The sequence below is a fragment of the Actinophytocola sp. genome (genome assembly GCF_035634895.1).
GTDB lineage: Bacteria > Actinomycetota > Actinomycetes > Mycobacteriales > Pseudonocardiaceae > Actinophytocola.
The window spans coordinates 1-19462 of the sequence record NZ_DASQCC010000133.1; the positions used below are offsets into that span (position 1 = coordinate 1).

The 19462-nt window shown below is 69.4% G+C and carries 20 protein-coding genes; 10 read left to right on the forward strand and 10 right to left on the reverse strand.

From position 1 onward, the window contains the following. The 4 genes from VET29_RS19280 to VET29_RS19295 all read right to left on the reverse strand — a co-directional run. The coding region (locus VET29_RS19280; RefSeq protein ID WP_324922267.1) for a sugar ABC transporter permease at positions 1-1347 on the reverse strand (1347 nt) is incomplete at its 3' end. A 26-nt stretch (positions 1348-1373) separates the two neighbouring features. After that, positions 1374-2147, reverse strand: a complete 774-nt coding sequence (locus VET29_RS19285; RefSeq protein ID WP_324922270.1) for an ATP-binding cassette domain-containing protein — start codon at positions 2145-2147, stop codon at positions 1374-1376. Between the two features lie 75 nt (positions 2148-2222). Beyond that, positions 2223-3356 (reverse strand): sugar ABC transporter substrate-binding protein, encoded by a 1134-nt coding sequence (locus tag VET29_RS19290; RefSeq protein ID WP_324922274.1) that lies wholly within the window; start codon positions 3354-3356, stop codon positions 2223-2225. Positions 3357-3938: 582 nt separating this feature from the next. After that, complete coding sequence (locus VET29_RS19295; RefSeq protein ID WP_324922277.1) at positions 3939-5672, reverse strand: DEAD/DEAH box helicase; 1734 nt, start codon at positions 5670-5672, stop codon at positions 3939-3941. A gap of 180 nt (positions 5673-5852) precedes the next feature. On the opposite strand from VET29_RS19295, the gene VET29_RS19300 reads away from it, so the two are divergent. Continuing rightward, the gene (locus tag VET29_RS19300; protein ID WP_324922280.1) at positions 5853-6986 is read left to right on the forward strand and encodes a YihY/virulence factor BrkB family protein; all 1134 of its coding nucleotides are present in this window, start codon (positions 5853-5855) and stop codon (positions 6984-6986) included. Between the two features lie 23 nt (positions 6987-7009). Here the strand turns inward: VET29_RS19300 and VET29_RS19305 are convergent, their stop codons facing one another. Next, the gene (locus VET29_RS19305) at positions 7010-7810 is read right to left on the reverse strand and encodes a sporulation protein (RefSeq protein ID WP_324922282.1); all 801 of its coding nucleotides are present in this window, start codon (positions 7808-7810) and stop codon (positions 7010-7012) included. A gap of 58 nt (positions 7811-7868) precedes the next feature. Between VET29_RS19305 and VET29_RS19310 the strand changes: the two genes are divergently transcribed. The 4 genes from VET29_RS19310 (at position 7869) to VET29_RS19325 (ending at position 10333) form a co-directional block, all read left to right on the forward strand. Continuing rightward, positions 7869-8105: a DUF3039 domain-containing protein gene (locus VET29_RS19310; RefSeq protein WP_324922285.1), complete on the forward strand. Its 237-nt coding sequence runs from the start codon at positions 7869-7871 to the stop codon at positions 8103-8105. Positions 8106-8331: 226 nt separating this feature from the next. After that, positions 8332-9243: a pseudouridine-5'-phosphate glycosidase gene (locus tag VET29_RS19315; RefSeq protein ID WP_324922287.1), complete on the forward strand. Its 912-nt coding sequence runs from the start codon at positions 8332-8334 to the stop codon at positions 9241-9243. Between the two features lie 11 nt (positions 9244-9254). After that, positions 9255-9788: a TetR/AcrR family transcriptional regulator gene (locus VET29_RS19320; protein WP_324922289.1), complete on the forward strand. Its 534-nt coding sequence runs from the start codon at positions 9255-9257 to the stop codon at positions 9786-9788. 2 nt (positions 9789-9790) lie between these two features. Then, a complete protein-coding gene (locus tag VET29_RS19325) occupies positions 9791-10333 on the forward strand; it encodes a DUF4865 family protein (RefSeq protein ID WP_324922292.1) in 543 nt (180 codons plus the stop codon). Here the strand turns inward: VET29_RS19325 and VET29_RS19330 are convergent. The 3 genes from VET29_RS19330 to VET29_RS19340 are packed head-to-tail and all read right to left on the reverse strand — an operon-like array spanning position 10330 to position 12921. Beyond that, positions 10330-11304, reverse strand: a complete 975-nt coding sequence (locus VET29_RS19330; protein WP_324922294.1) for an ATP-binding cassette domain-containing protein — start codon at positions 11302-11304, stop codon at positions 10330-10332. The two genes, VET29_RS19325 and VET29_RS19330, sit on opposite strands and share 4 nt — an antisense overlap. Then, positions 11301-12116: an ABC transporter permease gene (locus VET29_RS19335; RefSeq protein WP_324922297.1), complete on the reverse strand. Its 816-nt coding sequence runs from the start codon at positions 12114-12116 to the stop codon at positions 11301-11303. Before VET29_RS19335 ends, VET29_RS19330 begins: the two co-directional genes overlap by 4 nt. Next, a complete protein-coding gene (locus VET29_RS19340) occupies positions 12109-12921 on the reverse strand; it encodes an ABC transporter permease (RefSeq protein WP_324922300.1) in 813 nt (270 codons plus the stop codon). Before VET29_RS19340 ends, VET29_RS19335 begins: the two co-directional genes overlap by 8 nt. Positions 12922-13002: 81 nt before the next feature. On the opposite strand from VET29_RS19340, the gene VET29_RS19345 reads away from it, so the two are divergent. Beyond that, positions 13003-13878, forward strand: coding sequence for a sugar kinase (locus VET29_RS19345; protein ID WP_324922303.1), 876 nt, complete (start codon positions 13003-13005; stop codon positions 13876-13878). Here the strand turns inward: VET29_RS19345 and VET29_RS19350 are convergent. Further along, entirely contained in the window at positions 13844-14176 is a 333-nt protein-coding gene (locus tag VET29_RS19350) for a DUF3099 domain-containing protein (RefSeq protein WP_324922305.1), read from the reverse strand. The two genes, VET29_RS19345 and VET29_RS19350, sit on opposite strands and share 35 nt — an antisense overlap. Before the next feature lie 104 nt (positions 14177-14280). On the opposite strand from VET29_RS19350, the gene VET29_RS19355 reads away from it, so the two are divergent. The 4 genes from VET29_RS19355 to VET29_RS19370 all read left to right on the forward strand — a co-directional run bounded on the left by VET29_RS19355 (position 14281) and on the right by VET29_RS19370 (position 18613). Next, entirely contained in the window at positions 14281-15036 is a 756-nt protein-coding gene (locus VET29_RS19355; protein ID WP_324922307.1) for a methyltransferase domain-containing protein, read from the forward strand. Between the two features lie 24 nt (positions 15037-15060). Further along, complete coding sequence (gene dtd, locus VET29_RS19360; RefSeq protein WP_324922309.1) at positions 15061-15486, forward strand: D-aminoacyl-tRNA deacylase; 426 nt, start codon at positions 15061-15063, stop codon at positions 15484-15486. A gap of 224 nt (positions 15487-15710) precedes the next feature. After that, the gene (locus VET29_RS19365) at positions 15711-16679 is read left to right on the forward strand and encodes a sigma-70 family RNA polymerase sigma factor (protein ID WP_324922313.1); all 969 of its coding nucleotides are present in this window, start codon (positions 15711-15713) and stop codon (positions 16677-16679) included. Positions 16680-16957: 278 nt separating this feature from the next. After that, positions 16958-18613, forward strand: coding sequence for a fumarate hydratase (locus VET29_RS19370; protein WP_324922315.1), 1656 nt, complete (start codon positions 16958-16960; stop codon positions 18611-18613). Positions 18614-18626: 13 nt separating this feature from the next. On the opposite strand, the gene VET29_RS19375 is transcribed toward VET29_RS19370, so the two are convergent. Then, a complete protein-coding gene (locus VET29_RS19375; RefSeq protein ID WP_324922317.1) occupies positions 18627-19196 on the reverse strand; it encodes a hypothetical protein in 570 nt (189 codons plus the stop codon). Positions 19197-19462 lie beyond the last annotated feature (266 nt).

The window sequence follows — 19462 nt, forward strand, 5'->3', positions numbered from 1 at the left end:
CACCGCGGCCGGCTGCTTCAGCAGGTCAAGACCGTTGCCCACGACCGCGAGCACGAGACCACCGATGACCGCGTGCGCGACCTTGCCACGACCGCCGAACAGCGACGTGCCACCGATGACCGCGGCGCCGACCGCGAACAACAGCGTGTCCAGACCACCGGCCTGCGGGTCGACGGACGCCACCTTGGACGAGTACACGATCGCACCGATGGCGGCCACCGAGGAGGAGACCACGAAGACACTCGCGCGGATCTTGCTCACATTGATGCCGGCGCGGCGCGCGGCCTCGGAGTTGCCACCCACCGCGTAGATGTGCCGGCCGTAGCGGGTGCGGGTCAGCACGAACGTCCCGATCACCAGCAGTCCGATGATGATCGGCACCACGTACGGCGTGCCCTCGATCGTCACGTACTGCGGGTTGGGCGAGCGGTTGAGCGTGAACAGGACCGTCACGATGATCGCGATGGCGGCCACCGCGACCACCTTGCCGACCGCGATCGGCGTCGGCTGCGCGACGAGTCCCTTGCGCAGCCGGGAGAAGTGCTCCGAGAGCACCACGGCCGCGTAGCCGCCGGCCGCGATCACGCACAGCACCCAGCTGCCGAGCACGTTCAGGTTGCCGTTGGCCACGTTGTAGAGCACCTGCGACGAGCGGAAGCCGAGCGTGCCGCCCTGACCGATGAACTGCAGGATCACGCCCTGCCAGGTGATGAACAGCGCCAGCGTCACCACGAACGACGGCATACCGATCTTGGAGACCAGGAAGCCGGAGATGCAACCGATGGCCGCGCCGACGCAGATCGCGAGGAGCATCTCGAACCACGCGTTCTGTGGCACGCCGAAGACCGCGATGAGGAAGGCGCCGATGGCGAGCACGGCGCCCGCCCAGATGCGCATGATGAGCGCGAGCAGGGCGGCCACGAGCATGCCGATCGCGAACACCCAGAACACGGTGCTGCCCATGGCGCCGAGGAGGTTGCCCGCCTTGACGTAGTGCAGGGCCATGACGGACGCGCACACACCGGACGCGGTGCCCGCGGACAGGTCGATCTCGCCCAGCAGCAGGACGAAGACCAGCCCCATCGCGATGATCATCTTGCCGGCGCCCTGGGCGATGATGTTCGTCGTGTTGTTCAGTGTCAGGAACTTGTCCGACAGCGCGGAGAACACGAGCACCAGCACGAGGAGCCCGAGCAGAGCCGGCAGTGAGCCGAGCTCGCCGCCACGCAGTCTGGCGAAGTAGTCCTTGATCGCCTCGCCGGTGGACTGGGAGGTGGTGTCGATACCGAAGTCGGAGATCGCCCCGCCTGGGGTCTTGGTGTCCGGCCTGGCCGGGGTCTCGGTCATGAGAAGGGTCCTCGGGTTCAGAAGAGCTAGAGGGTGACTTGCTCGGGGCGGGCGAGGCCGAGGTTGCCGGACCGGCCCGCTGTGATCAGCTCGACCACCTGGCTGTGCGTGGTCTCCTTGACTGGTAGGTCGGCCACCAGACGGCCGAGGTACAGCACGGAGATCCGGTCGGCCACCTCGAACACGTCGGCCATGTTGTGGCTGATCAGCACGACGCCGAGGCCCTGTTCGGCAAGCCGACGGACCAGGTCGAGGACCTGGCGGGTCTGCGCGACGCCCAGCGCGGCGGTCGGCTCGTCGAGCAGCACGACCTTCGAGTCCCACAGCACCGCCTTGGCGATGGCGACGGTCTGCCGCTGGCCACCGGACAGCGAGGCGACCGGAGTACGCACCGACTTGACCGTGCGCACCGACAGCGACGCGAGGGTCTCGCGGGCGGCCTTCTCCATGCTCGACTCGTCCATCAGCCAGCTGGAGCCGCGCTCCCGGCCGAGGAACATGTTCTGCACGATGTCGAGGTTGTCGGCCAGCGCGAGGTCCTGGTACACGACCTCGATGCCGAGGTCGGCGGCTTCCTTCGGACTGTGGATCGTGACCGGCTGGCCGCGGAAGCGCACGCCGCCGGAGTCCATCGGGTAGATCCCGGCCACGCACTTGATGAGCGTGGACTTGCCGGCACCGTTGTCGCCGACCAGCGCGGTGACCTCGCCGGCCCGCACGGTGAAGTCGACGTCGTGCAGCACGTGCACCGGGCCGAAGCTCTTGTTGATCCCGATCAGCTCGAGAAGGGGTTCACTCATTGTGGGATTTCCTCCTGCTCAGGCCGGTCGCACCGCCTCATGACGGTGCGACCGGCCTGGGCTGGTCTTCAGGGATCAGGAAATGCCGAGCTGGCTGCAGGTCGCGGCCAGGTCGCCGGTGCACACCTCTTCGGCCTTGACGTAACCCTCGTCGATGACCTTCTTGACGGAGTCCTTCGTGATCAGGAACGGCTCGAGGAGCACGGACGGGACGTCACGCTTGCCGACCGGGTCGTTCTCCTTGTCGGTCGCGATCTTGGCCGCGCCGGACTTGTCGCCCTTGGCGAGGGCGGCGGCGAGCTTCGCCGTGGCCTCCGCCTCTTGCTTGATCGGCTTGAACACGGTCATGTACTGGTCACCGGTGAGGATGGCCTTGAGGCCGTCCGCGGTGGCGTCCTGACCGGTCACCGGCACGGTGCCGTTCAGCTTGTACTTCTTCAGCACGGTGATGATCGCACCGGCGAGACCGTCGTTGGCCGCGACCACACCGTCGACCTTGGTGCCGTTCGCGGTCAGGATGTTCTCGAAGGTCGTGCCACCCTTCTGGTTGTCCCAGTTGTCGATCGGCTGGGACTGGACCAGCTTGAGGGTGCCGTCCTCGTACAGCGGCTTGAGCTTGTTCTCCTGGCCGTTGTGGAACAGCGTCGCGTTGTTGTCCGTCGGAGCGCCCTCGATCTCGATGACCTGCGCGCCCTTCGGCTTGTCCTTCAACGCGTCGATGAGGCCCTGGCCCTGCAGCTCGCCGACCTTCACGTTGTCGAAGGAGACGTAGAAGGAGGAGCTGCCGCCCAGGTTGAGGCGGTCGTAGTCGATGGTCGGGATGCCCTGGGCGTTGGCCTTCTGTGCGACCGTGCCGCCGACCTCGGAGTTGATCGAGGCGATGATCAGGACCTTGACGCCGTCGTTGATCATGCCGTCGGCCAGGGTGGAGAACTTCTGCACGTCACCCTGGGCGTTCTCGATGTGGGGGTCGAGGCCCTGGGCCTTGAGCGCGGCCTCGAGCATCGGCCGGTCGAAGCCTTCCCACCGAGCCGACGAGGCGGTCTCCGGCAGGATCACGCCGACGGGGATGCCACCCGCCGACGAGCCGGTGGAGCTCTGGCCGCCATCTCCGGAGTTCGAGCTGTTGTCCTGGTTGGCGCCGCACGCCGACACGGCCAGGGTCAGACCCATGCCCGCGGCGATGAGAGCAAGTCTTGTACTGCGCATTCAAACGGTCCCTTCACGGTCGGTCCTGGCGGCTCGCGCCAACCCAAGCCGAAATGTTGCGGTGCACAACATATGCCCCGCGAAGCTGCGAGGGAACCCACGTGCGAGTTCTGAACGACACAGTTTGGCAACGAAGAGGCCATATGCTGGTCATGCCGTACGCACCCCAGCCGATGACCACGAAGCGTAGCTGTGGTTGGTCTGGACCGCGACAGTTGGCAAGAAGTTCACCGAATCAGGTCACGCTCTGGCGACCCGTTAACCAGCAATAAGCACCCAGCCGACCACTTTCCCCCAACCACACCCCCACCAACCCCCACCACCGGGAAAGCGGTTACCGAAAGTTGCGCCGCGCCTCCCGCGTTCAAACACCGCGAGTCCCGCGTTCAAACACCCTGAGTCCCGCGTCCGCCCACACCGAGTTGCGGTTTCGTGCAGATCTTGGCCCGGGGCGGGTGCACGAACCCGCAACTCGCTATGTCTGAACACCGGACTCGCTATGTCCGAACGCGAGACTCGCGGTATGCCTGAACACGGGACTCGGTGTGCCTGAACGCGGGACTCGCGGGTGCTGGGGTCGGGTTACCAGCTGCGGAGGGTGGCGATGCGTTCCTCTAGTTGTTCGACCGAGGCCATGGCCGTGGGGGGGCCTGCGCAGACGCGGCGCAGCTCGCTGTGGATCATGCCGTGGGGCTTGCCGGTGCGGTGGTGGTACATGGCCACCAGGGTGTTCAGCTCCTTGCGGAGGCCGGTCAGCCGCTCGGCCACCGACGCCGGGCGCTGGGTCACCGGCTCCGCGGCGGGCGTGGCCGCGGCGCGCCTGGAGCGGTCGGCCAGCTGCTGGTCCTGTCGCTGTCGCAGAAGCGCCCGCACCTGCTCCGGCTCGAGCAGACCGGGCAGCCCCAGGTACTCCTGCTCCTCCTCCGAGCCCGCGAAGGCCGCGGTGCCGAACGACGAACCGTCGTAGATGACCTGGTCCAGCTCGGCCGACGCGGACAGCGCCGTGAACGCCTTCTCCTCCTCGCCCGGCTCGTCCTTCTGCCGGTTGGCGTCCGCGAGCAGCTCGTCGTCCCAGCCGTCCTTCTCGCGGTGCGGCTTGCCGAGCACGTGGTCGCGCTGCGCCTCCAGCTGGCTCGCCAGCTCCAGCAGCACGGGCACGCTCGGCAGGAACACGCTCGCCGTCTCCCCCTGCCGCCGGGCACGCACGAACCGGCCGATGGCCTGCGCGAAGAACAGCGGGGTGGACGCGCTCGTCGCGTACACGCCGACCGCAAGCCGCGGGACGTCGACACCCTCGGAGACCATGCGGACCGCGACCAGCCAGCGGTCGTCGGACTCGGCGAACTCGGCGATCCGGCTCGACGCCTTCGGATCGTCGGACAGCACCACGACCGGCGCGCGGCCGGTGATCCGCTCGAGGCTCGTGGCGTACGCCTTCGCCGTGAGGTGGTCGGACGCGATGACCAGCCCACCCGCGTCCGGCACGCTCTGCCGCAGCTGCGCGAGCCGCAGGTCGGCGGCCCGCAGCACGGCCGGGATCCACTCGCCCTCGGGGTCCAGCGCGGTGCGCCAGGCACGCGCGGTCTGCTCGCTGGTCATCGGCTCGCCGAGACGGGCGGTGAACTCCTCGCCCGCGCTGGTCCGCCAGGACGCCTCACCCGAGTACGCCAGGAAGATGACCGGCCGGACCACGCCGTCGGTCAGCGCGTCGGCGTAGCCGTAGGTGTGGTCGGCCTTGCTGCGCATGAAGCCGCTGCCGTCCGGCTCGTAGCCGACGAACGGGATCGGCGAGTCGTCGCTGCGGAACGGCGTGCCGGTCAGCGACAGCCTGCGCACGGCCGGGGTGAACGCCTCGCGAATGCCGTCACCCCACGACTTCGCGTCGCCGCCGTGGTGGATCTCGTCGAGGATGACCAGCGTCTTGCGCTGCTCGGTACGCACCCTGTGCAGCATCGGGTGCGCGGCGACCTGCGCGTACGTCACCGCGACGCCCTGGAAGTCGGCCGCGGTCTGACCGGCGCCGTTGCGGAAGTTCGGGTCGATGGCGATCCCGGCCGCGGCGGCCGCGTTCGCCCACTGGTACTTCAGGTGCTCGGTCGGCGTCACGATCGTGACCCGCTCGACCACCCGGTCGGCGAGCAGCTCGCTGGCCACCCGCAACCCGAACACGGTCTTGCCCGCGCCGGGCGTCGCGACCGCGAGGAAGTCCTGCGGCTTGCTCGTCAGGTACTTCGTGATGGCACGCCGCTGCCACGCTCTCAGCGGCCGAGAGCCCCCCGGCCGAACCGCCTGTTCTGTCCCCTGCACCGCTGTCATTCGTCCGGCAACCCCCTCCCTGGACGCACTCCTGGCACAACGAAGCCCTCAGCGAGCGTCGTTGAGGGCAGGCTCGACTCTACCTGGACGCCCCGGCGAAGGGGCGACGCGACACCTCCATCACGAATCTGAAGGACTGTCGAGCCAAGAAACCCCCGATAGACCATGCTTGGCAGTGAGATGAGCCCACAGCCGCAGCATCCGACGCGCAACGCGCAGCAGGCGACCAGCGTCCTGCCGCGCCGCGGGGTGTTGCGCCTGTTCAGGCGCACGTGGAGCAAGGCCTGGGAGGGCAACCTGTTCTCCGAGGCCGCCGAGGCCGCGTTCTGGCAGGTGCTGTCGCTGCCGCCGCTGCTGCTCGGTTTGCTCGGCAGCCTCGGCTACGTCGCGCAGTGGTTCGGCCAGGACGTGATCGACTCGGTCCACGACTCGATCATCGAATGGTCCAGCACGGCGTTCTCCGGCAACGTCGTGAAGGACATCATCCGGCCGACCGTGGACGACATCCTCAGGCACGGCCGCGGCGAGATCGTGACCGTCGGGTTCCTGATCTCGCTGTGGGGCGGCTCGTCGGCGATGTCGTCGTTCGTGGACGCGATCACGGTGGCGCACAACCAGTACGGCGTGCGGCACGAGGTGTGGCAGCGGATCTTCGCGCTGCTGCTGTACGTGGCCGCGCTCGTGCTGTTGGTCATCGGGCTGCCGATCCTCGCGCTGGGCCCGGACGTGCTGCCCAAGCTGTTCCCGGTGGCGTGGCGCAACGAGATCGCGTTCTGGGTCGACACTTTCTACTACCCCGCGCTCGGGGTGATCATCGTGCTGGCGCTCGCCCTGCTGTACAAGGTGGCGCTGCCCCGCAAGCTGCCGTGGCACCGCGGCCTGCCGGGCGCCGTCCTCGCGATGATCGTGTTCCTGCTGTCGAGCATCGGGCTGCGGCTCTACATCTCGTGGATCACGACGACCGGCTACACCTACGGCGCCCTGGCCACGCCGATCGCGTTCCTGCTGTTCGCGTTCTTCATCGGCCTCGCGATCGTGCTCGGCGCGTACTTCAACGCGGCCATCCAGGAGATGTGGCCCGCCAGGATGACCAAACGCCAGCGCCGCCGCTGGCGCCGGCTGGAGATGACCAGGGCCGCCGACTCGCGCAACGAGCCTGCGAACCAGCCCCCCGTACCGCCGGCGTCACAACAGCCGCCACCGCAGGCCGTGACTCGGTCGTCACCACCGGTGGCGAAGAAACAGCCGCCTCTGCTGCGCCAGAACGGCCAGGCCGACGCGCCCCGCGAGCCGAAGCGGACACCCGAGTCGTAGCGTCCCGAGTCGGCCTCAGGACGCTAGTCGAAGATGGCCCGAGGCTTGGCGACCTCGCGCAGCCAACCCTCGATCTGCTGCTCCCAGTTGGTCCGTCCCATGGCCGCGTACTCGACGACGAACGACCCGAGGCGGGACTGCGCCCGGGACCCCAGGCCGCCGCCCTTCAGCACCCGGACCCGCTTCGACACGTCCAGCACGACCTGCACGTCCCGCGGCCGGGCGAGGAACGACACCGCCACCTCGTTGAACACGCTCCCGAACGCCTGCGACGGCGCGAAGGTGATCTCCTGGAAGAAGGGCAGTTGCTGGTCGACCCCGTCGATCCGGTTCTTGACCAGCCCGGCCTCCCGGAACTGGCATCCGATCCGGGTCATGGCGTCGAGGATCCGGTGCTGGGCGGGCAGCGGCTCGATCGGGATGGCGTCCACGTCCTGCGGATCGACGACCGTCCGCGCCAGGTTCAGGTTCGTCTGCAGCCCGACGGCCATGCCGGTCAGGTACTTGCCGAACACCGTGGTCACCGGCGTCTCCCACGACATCTGCACCTCGAAGGGCACCTTGACCTGCGCGCCGGCCTTGATCATCTCGCGGCCGGCGAGCTGCACGCTCTGGAAGGGCAGGTCGACGGTCTCGCCCTCCACGCCCTCCTCGACCCTGGCCAGCAGGGTCACCCCGAGCGACTCGACCTCCTGGTCGACCTGACCGCCGACGAGGATCACCTCACCGTGCAACGTCCCGCCAGGACGGACGTTGCGGTCGAGCAGGCGGGCGTCGACCGTCGCGCCGCCCTGGCCGAAGCTGGCCATCACCTTCTGGAACATGAGCGGCATCCTGCCAGCAGGTGAGCGGACGCGCCGTCGTTTCGGGCATCATTGCAGCGTGAGCACACAGACGTTGCCAGAGGTCGAGACCCGGGACACCACGGGTGACGACACACCGAAGATGTTCCACTACGTCCGCAAGGACAAGATCGCCGAAAGCGCCGTCACCGGCTCGGTGGTCGTCGCCCTGTGCGGCGAGGTCTTCCCGGTGACCAGGTCGCCGAAGCCGGGCTCGCCGGTCTGCCCCGAGTGCCAGCGGATCTACAAGAACCTCCCCCCGGGCGGCGACGACTAGCCTCCCGGCGTTCTGCGATCATCGACAGCACCCCGGCCGCCGTGCTGCCACCGGGCCGTGGCGGAGGCGGCGTATCGTGCCGGGCCGGCTCAGTCATCGGGGATGACGGCGTGATCACCGTGGCGGAGATCGAGCTACCGCGGGCGGGGTACGCGTTGCCGCACCGCACGCTTCCGCCGCTGGCGGACAGGAGTCCGGACCAGCTCGCACAGTGATCGAGGAGCAGATGCGGATCACCGACGAGGTCGCCGCCGCGCTGGCGGACGGCGGTCCGGTCGTGGCGCTGGAGAGCACGCTGCTCGCGCACGGCCTGCCGCCGGGCCGCAACCGCGAGGTGGCGACCGAGGTCGAGGGCGCGGTGCGTGCGGCGGGCGCGATCCCGGCCACGATCGCCGTGCTGGACGGGCAGATCCACGTCGGCCTCACCGACGCCCAGCTGGACCGGCTGTGCGCGGCGGACTCCGGCTTCGCGAAGCTGTCCGCCCGCGACCTCGGGCCGGCGATCGCCCTGTCCCGTGACGGCGCGACGACCATCGCGGGCACGGCGACGATCGCGCACGCGGCCGGCATCCGGGTGTTCGGCACCGGCGGGTTCGGCGGCGTGCACCTGCCGGCGGCGGGTGAGTCGCTGTCCTGGGACGTGTCGGCGGACCTCGATGTGCTGTCCGGCACACCCGTCACGGTCGTGTGCTCCGGCGTGAAGTCGGTGCTGGACATCGGCGCCACGATCGAGGTGCTGGAGACCAGGTCGGTGCCGGTGCTCGGGTACCGGACCGACTTCTTCCCCGCGTTCTACCGCAGGGAGTCGCGCTTCCCGCTGTCCTGGCGGGTCGAGTCGCCGGCCGAGGCCGCGGCCGTGGCCACCGCACATCGCGCGCAGGGCCTGCGTTCCGGCGTCCTGCTGGCGAACCCCATCCCCGCGGACGCCGAGATGCCGAGCGAGCTGCACGACCGCCTGCTGGCGGAGGGCATGGCGAAGGTGGCGGAGGGTGGCGTCCGGGGCGGCGACGTGACCCCGATGCTGCTGGAGCACTTCCACACGTCGAGCGGCGGGGTGTCCCTGGACGCGAACGTGGCGCTGGTGCTGTCGAACGTGACACTGGCCGCCCAGGTGGCCGTGGCGCTCTGTACCAACTAGTATGTACAACCGTGGACACCACGGAACGGCTGATCGATGCCACGCGCGAGCTGCTGTGGGAGCGCGGATACGTCGGCACCAGCCCGAAGGCGATCCAGCAGCGGGCCGGCGCGGGCCAGGGCAGCATGTACCACCACTTCGCGGGCAAACCGGACCTGGCGCGGGCGGCGATCGACCGCACGGCGACGGAGCTGCGGGCGACGGCCGAGGAGACGCTGTCCGGCCCGGGCACCCCGCTGGAGCGGGTGGCGGCGTACCTGCGGCGTGAGCGCACGGTGCTGCGCGGCTGCCCCGTCGGCCGCCTGACCCAGGACCCGGACGTCATGGCCGACGAGGCGTTGCGCGCGCCGGTGGCGGAGACGTTCGCCTGGCTGCGCGAGCGCGTGGCCGCGTTGCTCACCGAGGCAGGACTACCCGACCCGGACGCCACGGCCGCGACGGTCGTGGCGGTGGTGCAGGGCGGCTACGTCCTGGCCAGGGCGGCCGGTGACACCACGCCGTTCACCGACGCGATCGAGGGCCTGATCGTCCTGCTGGGGAGCTGAGGATGTACGCCGCGCAGTACGAGATCACCCTGCCCACCGACTACGACATGGGCATCATCCACAAGCGGGTCGCCGACTTCGGGCACCTGCTCGACGACCGGAAAGGCCTTGGCCTCAAGGCATACCTGGTCGGCGAGCACCAGTACGCGCCGTTCTACCTGTGGCACGACACCAGCGCGATGGCCCACTTCCTCCTCGGTGGCGGCGGTTTCCAGAACATCGTCCGTGACTTCGGCCGCCCGGTCGTGCGGCACTGGACCGGCGTCGCCACCGTCGCCGGCCAGGCCCGCGACGCCACGCCCGCGACGGCCTCCCGCCTCCGCACTCCCTTCGACGGCGACACCGAGGGCGCGACCAGGACCCTGGAGTCGTTGCGGCACAACGAGAACGTCCACACCGCGGCGGTCGCCGTCGATCCACACCACTGGGAGCTGGTCATGTTCGTCCTGTGGCGCGACGAACCAGAGGCCGCCGGCACCCGCTACGAGGTGCGCCATCTGTCCACTCCGGAGCTCGACCTGCTGCCCACCGGGATGGTGCGCTAGGAACGCTCGGCTCGCGAGGTCGTGCCACCGGCGTACAGCCGCGCCACCACGTCCTCGATCTCCGGCTCCTGCACGGACAGGTCCCGCAGCGGCACGGCCTGCGCGAGCCGCGCGACCACCTCGCCTGCCGTCGCGCCCTCCAGTGTCAGCGTGACCCGGAACCCTTCCGCCTCAATGCTTTCCACCGCCGCCCCCGGCAGTTCCACGCCGGGCCACGGCGCGTCCAGGTCCACCACCACGCGCCGCTTCGAGCGGTACGCCGCGTGCAGCTCGTCCAGCGTGCCGTCGTGAACGACCCGGCCGTGGTCGATCACCACCAGGCGCCGGCACAGCTTCTCGATGTCGGCGAGATCGTGCGTGGTCAGCACGACCGTCGTGTCGCCCCGCGTCGCCACCTGCGTGAGGAACCCCCGCACGGCCTGCTTGCTCAGCACGTCCAGCCCGATCGTCGGCTCGTCGAGGAACAGCACAGAGGGCCCGTGCAGCAACGCGGCCGTCAGCTCGCCCCGCATCCGTTGCCCCAGCGAGAGCTGCCGCACCGGCGTGTCCAGGAAGGAGTCGAGGTCGAGCAGCGACCGGCAGTACTTCAGCCGCGCGGCGTGGTCGGCCGCCGGCACGCGGTAGATGTGGCGCAGCAACGAGAAGGACTCGTGCAGCGGCAGGTCCCACCACAGCTGCGACCGCTGCCCGAAGACCACGCCGATGCGCCGTGCCAGCAGGGTCCGCTGCGGCACCGGCGTCAGCCCGCACACCGACACCGTGCCGCCGGACGGGGTGAGCACGCCGGTCAGCATCTTCAGCGTGGTGGACTTCCCGGCGCCGTTGGGCCCGATGTAGCCGAGCATCTCCCCCTCGTCGACGGAGAGCGACACACCGTCCACGGCGGACACCACGGTGGCTGTCCTGCGGAACCGGCCCACCTTCTTCCGTACGGTGAAGTCCTTGCGCAGCAGTGAAGTTTCGATGATCACGATCCTGTGCTCCGGTAGTGGCGGACACCGGTACGCCAGAACAACCCGGCGACCGCGGCGACGAGGAGTGCGGTGACCGGCGAGCACCAGCGCAGCCAGCCGGGCGTGCCAAGCGGGTCCGGCCTGCCGAGCATGGCGAGCGCCGGCAGGTAGGCGACGAACGCGAAACCCAGCCCGTAGACGAAGATCCGCCGGAACAGGCCGCCGAACACGGTCACCGGGTAGGCGGCGGCGTCCTTGCCGCCGTAGGTGAAGGCGTTGGCGACCTCCCCCGAGTCGATCCACCAGAACGCGACGGTCGCGCCCGCCACGAAGATCGCGCCGAAGAACACGGCCCCGGCCACCGGTGCGAGCACCACCAGCAGCGCGACGGGCACGGACCACCGGACGGGCGCGATCGTCAGCGCGAGAATGTAGATCGCCGTGCCCTGGACGGCCCTGCCGACCCGCCGCGGCGCGAAGTCCATCGCGACCAGCTGTCCCAGCGATGACAGCGGCCGCAACAGCACCGCGTCGAACAGCCCGGAGCGGACGTAGACCTGCATCTTCTCGATGTTGCCGACGGCCAGGTCCGCGACGGGGAAGGCGGCCGCGGCGATGCCGACCATCAGCAGCACGTCCCCGCCGCCGAACCCGCCGAGGCTGTCGTTGACCATGAACAGCACCCACAGCGTCGCGAGGTCGAGCGAGGTCAGGACGGTCGAGAACCCCAGGTCGAGCGCGAACGACAGCCGGTACTGCGTCTGGCTGCGCACCTGCGCGGCGAGCAGCCGCAGATACGGGCGGTATCGCGCCGAGCTCCGTTCAGCCACCCTGCACCACCAGTCGCCGCAGCGCGCGCCGCTGCACCACGCGGCACACCCCGGTCATGATCGCCAGCCAGGCGACCTGCCCGGCGACCAGCGCCAGCCCGTGCCCGGTCCCGCCCCGCTCGACGAGCACGTCCAGCGGCGCCTGCAGGAGCCCGGGGAACGGCGTGCCGACCCAGAGGACCGTGACGAGCCAGTCCGGCAGCACCGGCAGCGGGAAGTACAGCCCGCTGCCGACCCCGGAGGTGACCGTCCACAGCATCTGCGCGCCGCGGATGTCGAGCAGCCAGAACGCGGTCAGCGCCACGAGGTACCGGCAGGTGGAGCAGATCAGCACGGCGAGCGCGGTGGACACCACGAACAGCACGTAGGTCCGCGGATGCCTGGGCAGGTAGAAGTCGAAGAACAGCAGGCCGGCCGCGACCGGGACGACGAACCGGGTGAGCATGGCGTGTGCCGCCCTGCCGCTGTCCGTGGCCAGGAAGGCGGCCTGCAGGTCGACCGGGCGCAGCAGGTCGGACACGACCTGGCCGGACCGCACGCGTTCCGGCAGCTCCTGGTGGCCCCAGTAGTTGACCACCGAGAGCAGTCCCTGCCCGACCCACACGAACGTGACGAGCTGGCCGGCCGCGTAGCCGGCGACCTGGCCCGTCGCGTCGGCCACGGAAAGCAGGATGTAGCAACGCATGAAGCCGAACACGGTGTTGGTGAACGCGCCGGCGATGGTGGCCTGCCGGTAGGTCAGGTAGCGGCGGAACTCGGCGCCCGCCAACGCGGCGAGCACCCGGACGGCGCCGGTCGAGACCACGCCGGTTAGCCTCCGATCTTCGTGCGCGTCATCCCGGACGGAGCTTGCGGGGTGATCATCATCCCGAACGGAGCTTGCGGAGTGAGCATTGTCGTCGTGGGGGACGTCGCGCTGGACGTGGTCGCCACTCATACCGGTTCGGTCGTGCACGGCGGCGACGTCCGCGCGAGCATCGCGCTCACGACGGGCGGGGCCGGTGCGAACACGGCGGCATGGCTCGCGTACTCCGGGACTGAACCGGTGCTGGTGGCAAGGGTGGGCGACGACGTGGCGGGGCGTCGGGCATCCGAGGAGCTAACCACGGCCGGGGTGCGCTGCGCATTCAATATTGACCCGACCGCCGCGACCTGCTGCGTCGTGGTGCTGGTGGACGGCGACGGCCAGCGCAGCATGCTGCCGGACCGCGGCGCCGGCAAGAACCTGGTGCCCGCCGACCTCGACCCCGCCCTGCTCGCGGACGCTCGGCACCTGCACCTCTCCGGCTACGTGCTGCTCGACGAGTCGTCCCGGGACGCCGGGGTCGCGATGCTGGCGGCCGCCAGGGCGGCCGGTCTGACCACGTCCGTGGACCCGCAGGCGGCGGCGCTGATCACCGACCCGGCCCTGTTCGTCGAGGAGGTGCGCGGGGTGGACCTGCTGCTGCCGAACCTGGACGAGCTGTCGGCGCTGACCGGATCCCGAGAGCCGGCGAGTGCGGTCAGGCTGCTGGACGCCGTGGGCGCGGTGGCGGTGACCACCGGTGCGGCGGGTGCGAGCTGGGTGTCACGGGACGGCGTCGTGTCGGTCCCGTCGACGCCCAGTGAGTGCGTGGACTCCACGGGTGCCGGCGACGCCTTCGACGCGGGCCTGCTGGCCGCGCTGCTGGACGGCCGGTCGCCGGAGGAGTGCCTGCGCGCGGGCACTCGGCTGGGCGCCGAGGCGGTCACCCAGGTGGGGGCGCAGCCTCGGCGTCGATGACGGGGTGGTTGCCGCCGTCGACGGCACGAGGCGTCCGCTCGTAGCGGTTGACCTCCTCCGTCTTGCGCGGCGGCGCGTCGTTGGCGATGAGCACCGCGATCCACGGCAGCGGGACCGACAGCAGCACGAACCCCAGCGCGAGCCACCAGGTGTCGTGGAACACGCCGGCCAGCACCAGGCAGGGCACACGCAAGGCCATCATGGTCAGGTACTTGCGCTTCCGCGCGGAGTACTCCTCGTCGTATGACGGTGCGGCCTCGGTGATGAGAACCGGGGTGTCGTCCCGCTCGGACTTCACGACACCACCTCCAGACCTTCTTATCGTCCCACTTCCGTGGGGTTGTTGGGCCATCCGGGTACAAGTAATGTGGCCGGCCGGGGTTGAGCCGGTATGAAGGTCCTATGACGTTGAGCGGGTTCCTCCCCGACCTGGATCACGTCCAGCGCCTGAGTCCGCTGGAACGCCTGCGGCACACCCTCACCGAGGCGAACCTGGCACGACACTGGGGAGACGAGCCGTCCCGGGTGTTGGACGTCGCGGGCGGCAACGGTGTGACAGCCGTCCGGCTCGCGGCGCGGGGCCACGAGGTGACGGTGCTGGACCCGGCAGGCGCGATGCTCAGCACCGCGATCCGCGCGGCCGAGGCACAGGGTGTCGTCGACCGGTTGCACGTCGTCCAGGCGGGGGCGCAGGACGCCCCGGAGGTGTTCGCCGACCACGAGTTCGACCTGGTTCTGTGCCACAACCTGCTGCACTACGTCGAGTCGGCGGAGGAGCGGGAGCAGGTTCTGCGGGCGATCATGGCCCCGCTGCGGCCGGGCGGTCTCCTGTCGGTGCTGGGCCCCAACGCGGTGTTCGACCCGATCCAGGCGGTGGTCCGTGACCGCGCCCCGGACCTGGCCCTGCGGGAGCTGGACACGGTGGCGTGCGAGTGGGCGGAGCCGTGCACGGTGGGCGAGCTCGTGGTGTCCCTGGCCGGGCTGGGCGTGGCAGAGGTGGTCCGCTACGGCGTCCGCTGCGTGAGCGACCTGGTGTCCGAGGAGGATGCCGAGAACCCGGCGTTCATGGCGGACCTGGAGCAGCTCGAGCTGGCGCTGTCCAACCGGATGCCCCACCTGCTGACCGCCCGCTTCTTCCACCTGATCGCGCGGCGCTGAGGACCTTTTGACACCATCGCCGGTGTGCGTGCGGTGGTGGCGAGGGTGTTGTCGGCGAGCGTGACCGTCGACGGGTCGGTCGTCGGCGAGATCGACGAGCCCGGCCTCCTCGTGCTCCTGGGCATCTCCGCCGACGACACAGTGGCCACAGTCGACACCATGGCCCGCAAGGTGCACGAACTGCGTGTCCTCCGCGACGAGCAGTCCTGCGCCTCGACCAACGCTCCGCTACTCGTAGTGAGCCAGTTCACTCTTTATGGTGACACCCGAAAGGGTCGCCGTCCATCGTGGACTGCCGCGGCCCGTCCCGAGGTCGCCGAGCCCCTCGTCGACGCCGTGGTCGCCGCGCTGCGCGCGAGGGGCGCAAGGGTGGCGACGGGACGTTTCGGTGCCACCATGACGGTTACCTCTTCCAATGACGGCCCGTTCACGGTCATCGTCGAGATCTGAGGCGGTCAACTCTCAGGAAAACCTCAGCCATGGTTGAACAACCGGTGTGGCGAGGGCGACGTCTTGATGGTTGGGACTCGGGAACGAATCGAGACCCAACGGCGTTTTCCAGAGTGTCCAGCCAACGAGCACCGATCACCATCAGGCGGTCGATCGAAGGCTCACCGGACAAGGCCGGTGTGTGATACAGGACACACCAGCCCGCGATAAGGGGGAGGGAAGGCATGACGGTCCCACAGCAACGCGAGCCGGAGCCCAGTGAGCTCGACCTCGACGCCCAGGGCCCAGCGGCCGATCTGGTCCGCGTGTACCTGAACGGCATCGGCCGGACCGCACTGTTGACCGCGGCCCAGGAGGTCGAGCTGGCGAAGGGCATAGAGGCTGGCGTGTTCGCCCAGCACATGCTCGACACCGACGACGACCTCGACCGTACCCGTCGCGGTGAGCTGCGTCAGCTCGTGGCGGACGGCCACATGGCGAAGAACCACCTTCTGGAGGCCAACCTCAGGCTCGTGGTGTCGCTGGCCAAGCGCTACACCGGCCGTGGCATGCCGCTGCTGGACCTGATCCAGGAGGGCAACCTCGGACTGATCCGTGCCGTCGAGAAGTTCGACTACACCAAGGGTTTCAAGTTCTCCACGTACGCGACGTGGTGGATCCGCCAGGCCATCACGCGCGGCATGGCCGACCAGGGCAGGACGATCCGGCTTCCGGTCCACCTGGTCGAGCAGGTCAACAAGCTGGCCCGCATCAAGCGCGACCTGCACCAGCAGCTCGGCCGCGAGGCCACCCACGACGAGCTGGCGAAAGAGGTCGGCCTGACCCCGGAGAAGGTCGCGGACCTTCTCGACCACGCCCGTGACCCGGTAAGCCTGGACATGCCCGTCGGCGCCGAGGAGGACGCCCCACTCGGCGACTTCATCGAGGACGGCGAGGCGACGGACGCCGAGAGCGCGGTCATCTCCGGCCTGCTGCACGACGACCTGCGCCGTGTCCTGGCCACGCTGGACGAGCGCGAGCAGTCCGTGATCCGGCTCCGCTACGGCCTGGACGACGGTCAGCCCCACACTCTCGACCAGATCGGCAAGCGGTTCGGCCTGTCCCGCGAGCGCGTGCGGCAGATCGAACGCGAGGTCATGTCCAAGCTCCGGCAGGGTGAGCGTGCCGAGAAGCTGCGGGCCTACGCGAGCTGAGCAACCAACTTCGTGTCGTCCTACGTCCACCATGCAGGAACCCATTGACATCGGGTCACCGCGGGAGCACGGTCTAGGCAAACAGGACTACGCGACACGGAGTGCATAAGCACTAGGTGATCGCCCACCCAGGGAGGTCAGGACGGCCGGGGGCTGTCCTGGCCTCTCGGCCTGTCCGGGGGTGAGCGCGACGAACACCACACACCGCAGTCGGTCCGGCACTGAGGCGCTGGGGTAATTTCGGGGGAATCCCACCACGCGACACAGGAGTCCCCAAGGTGACCGCGACCTTCACCTACACCGAAGTGCTTCCCCTGGCCCCCGACAACCACACCGAGTACCGGCTGGTCACCCCGGACGGCGTGCGGCTCATCGAGGCGGCCGGCCGCACGTTCCTCGAGGTCGAGCCCCAGGCGCTCACCACCCTCGCCAAAGAGGCGATCCGCGACATCCAGCACCTCCTGCGCCCGTCCCACCTCGCGCAGCTCCGCGCGATCGTCGACGACCCCGAGGCGAGCGCGAACGACCGGTTCGTGGCCATGGACCTGCTGCGCAACGCGTGCATCTCCGCCGGTGGCGTGCTGCCCATGTGCCAGGACACCGGCACCGCGATCGTGATCGGCAAGCGCACGGAGCACGTCCTGACCGGGGGTCAGGACGAGGTCGCGCTGTCCCGCGGCGTGTTCGAGGCGTACCAGGAGCTGAACCTCCGGTACTCGCAGCTCGCGCCGCTGAGCTTCTGGGAGGAGCGCAACACCGGCACGAACCTGCCGGCCCAGCTGGAGCTGTACCACAAGGACGGCGACAAGCCAGAGTACGAGCTCCTGTTCATGGCGAAGGGCGGCGGCAGCGCGAACAAGACGTTCCTGTACCAGGAGACGAAGGCGTTGCTGAACCCGAAGCGCCTGGCACGTTTCCTTGACGAGAAGCTTCGTGGCCTCGGGACGGCCGCATGCCCGCCGTACCACCTGGCGATCGTCGTCGGCGGCACGTCGGCCGAGTACAACCTGAAGGTCGCGAAGCTGGCGTCCGCGCGCTACCTGGACGACCTCCCGCAGGAGGGATCGGCGCTGGGACACGGCTTCCGCGACGTGGACCTGGAGCAGCAGGTCCTGGAGATGACCCGCCAGTTCGGCATCGGCGCCCAGTTCGGCGGCAAGTACTTCTGCCACGACGTCCGGGTCGTCCGCCTGCCCCGCCACGGCGCGTCGTGCCCGGTGGGCATCGCCGTCTCGTGCTCCGCCGACCGCCAGGCGAAGGCGAAGATCACCGCCGACGGCGTGTTCCTGGAGCAGCTCGAACGCGACCCGGCGCACTACCTCCCGGACGTGATCGGCGAGGAGCTGCCCGACGAGGTGGTGAGGATCGACCTGACGCGGCCGATGGACGAGATTCGCGCGACGCTGTCGAAGCTGCCGGTCAAGACGCGCCTGTCACTGACCGGCCCACTGGTGGTGGCCCGCGACATAGCGCACGCGAAGATCAAGGAACGCCTGGACGCGGGCGAGCCGATGCCGCAGTATCTCCGCGACCACCCCGTGTACTACGCCGGTCCGGCGAAGACCCCCGAGGGCTACGCGTCCGGCTCGTTCGGCCCCACGACGGCGGGCCGCATGGACTCGTACGTGGAGCAGTTCCAGGCGGCGGGCGGCTCCCTGGTGATGCTGGCGAAGGGCAACCGCTCACGGCAGGTCACCGACGCCTGCGAGACCCACGGCGGCTTCTACCTTGGCTCGATCGGCGGCCCGGCGGCGCGGCTGGCGCAGGACTGCATCAAGAAGGTGGACGTCCTGGAGTACCCCGAGCTGGGGATGGAAGCCGTGTGGAAGATCGAGGTGGAGGACTTCCCCGCGTTCATCGTGGTGGACGACAAGGGAAACGACTTCTTCGCGGGGACGTCCCAGCCAACTCTGGAGATCTCGTTCCGACGCTAGCCTGCCCGGACCACTAACGACCGGCGGACAGCACGATCTTCCGGTCCCGAAGGGGCTGGTCAAGGGTGACGGTAACCGGCTTCGGCGTCATGACCATGGCACAGGCGCCGTCGTCGGGCCGCCCGCCCTGCGGCGAGTCCAGGGGCTGAACAAGGATCTTGACGGAGCCTGAGGACTGGTCCACGACGGTAGCCTGGACCCCGGTGCAGCTGCTGCTGGCGGAAGCGAAGAACTGTAGTGAGAAGCCGCTGTTGTAGGCCCAGACCTTGTTGCCGTACTCGCCGAAGGTGGGCAGCGCGGAGGCGTCAACCTGCGACGACGGCACCTCGGTGACGCCTTCTGGGATCACGGGCCCACCGGGCCCGATGGTGACGGGCGCCGGCCCACCCGAGGGATTCTGCGGCTTCTCTCCCGCGGGCGGCGTGGGCTCGACAACGTCGGACGGCGTGTCAGGCGCCACCTTGGTCGACTGCGTCGAAGGATTGGTCTGACCAGCAGCACCGGACGACGTGGCCTGACTCGCACACGCGGCAAGCACACCGAGCGCGAGCACGGCACCAGCAGCAACAACGAATGCCCTCATGCCCAAGAGACGGTACCGCCCCCAACCGAGGTTGCATGCCCGAAGCCCCCGCCACCGCGCCCTGTGCCCTCCCAGAACGAAAGTCCCTTTCGTGCGGCCCAGCCCCCGGCCCCCCGCCCCGACGGCGATCACACTCGCGCTGCCCTGGTACGAAGTCCCGACGCGCACCACCGTGCACAGCCATCACGGCCGCCCCGAACACCGCATCATCCACCTCGCCCCCGCCCGGCCCCACACACACATCCGCCGCCAACGCCCCCACGCAA